This is a genomic window from Burkholderia sp. Se-20378 (genome assembly GCF_017104665.1).
Classification (GTDB): domain Bacteria; phylum Pseudomonadota; class Gammaproteobacteria; order Burkholderiales; family Burkholderiaceae; genus Burkholderia; species Burkholderia lata.
Map to the genome: position 1 here is coordinate 1 of NZ_JAAGPG010001127.1, position 1,166 is coordinate 1,166.

Here is a 1,166-nt window from a genome sequence, read left to right on the forward strand (position 1 = left end):
CGCGGCGCCCGACGACATCACGCTGCGCGACTACAGCCCGCCGAACGTCGAGGCCGGGCGCGTGCTGTTCGCGCAGCGCGGCCTCGAGCCGATCGCGCGCTTCGAGCGCGGCGACGCGTTCGACGAGGCGTCGCTCGCGACGCTCGAGCCGCGTCCGACGCTCGCGATCGTGTCGGGTCTCTACGAACTGTTCGGCGAGAACGCGCTGATCGAGCGCTCGCTGCGCGGGCTCGCGCAGGCCGTGCCGCCGGGCGGCTATCTCGTCTATACGGGGCAGCCGTGGCATCCGCAGCTCGAATTCATCGCGCGCGCGCTGAACAATCACCGCGGCGAAGCGACCTGGGTGATGCGCCGCCGCTCGCAAGCCGAGATGGACGAACTCGTCGCGCGCGCGGGCTTCCGCAAGCTCGACCAGCGGATCGACGAAATGGGCATCTTCACGGTCAGCCTCGCGCAGCGGGTCGACGCGTCATGAGTGCGTTCGACGGCGACGCGAGCGGCCTCGCCGAGCCGGCGTCTGCCGTCGGCGCGCGCGACGCGTCGTTCGCGCTGCGCTTCGGCTGGCTCGCGGTGATGGGGGCCGTGTTCTTCTCGACCTACGGTTTCGCGAACTGGCTCGCCGCGCGCCGCGCGGCGGTGCCGACCTTCGCGTTCGGGTGGGAGCATGCGATCCCGTTCGTGCCGTGGACGATCGTGCCGTACTGGTCGATCGACCTGCTGTATGCGCTGTCGTTCTTCTTCTGGACGCGCCGCGCCGACCTGCTCGATCACGTGAAGCGGCTGTTGACCGTGCAGTTGATCTCGGTCGCGTGCTTCATCGCGTGGCCGCTGCGCTTCGGGTTCGAGCGGCCCGACGCGGGCGGCGTGGCCGGTGCGCTGTTCACGCTGCTGATGGGCTTCGACAAGCCGTTCAACCAGGCGCCGTCGCTGCACATCGGGCTGCTCGTCGTGCTGTGGGCCGTCTATGCGAAGCACCTGCGCGGCACGCTCGCGCGTGTCGTGCTGCACCTGTGGTTCGCGGCGATCGGCGTGTCGGTGCTGACCACCTACCAGCATCACGCGATCGACGTGCCGACCGGCGCGGCCGTCGGCTGTCTCGCGCTGTTCCTGTTTCCGCTGCGCGATGCCGCGGGCCGGCTGCCGGGCGCCGCTGCGTCGCCGGGCGC

At 70.8% G+C, this 1,166-nt stretch carries 1 protein-coding gene and 1 pseudogene; both read left to right on the plus strand.

Going from position 1 to position 1,166, the window contains the following annotated elements:
• A partial coding sequence (locus G3N93_RS40540) for a class I SAM-dependent methyltransferase family protein (RefSeq protein WP_206135579.1) occupies positions 1 to 475 on the plus strand: 475 nt, incomplete at its 5' end.
• Positions 472 to 1,166 (plus strand): annotated as a pseudogene (locus tag G3N93_RS40545) (serine/threonine protein phosphatase); the annotation flags it as partial. The gene G3N93_RS40540 and the pseudogene G3N93_RS40545, both read left to right, overlap by 4 nt.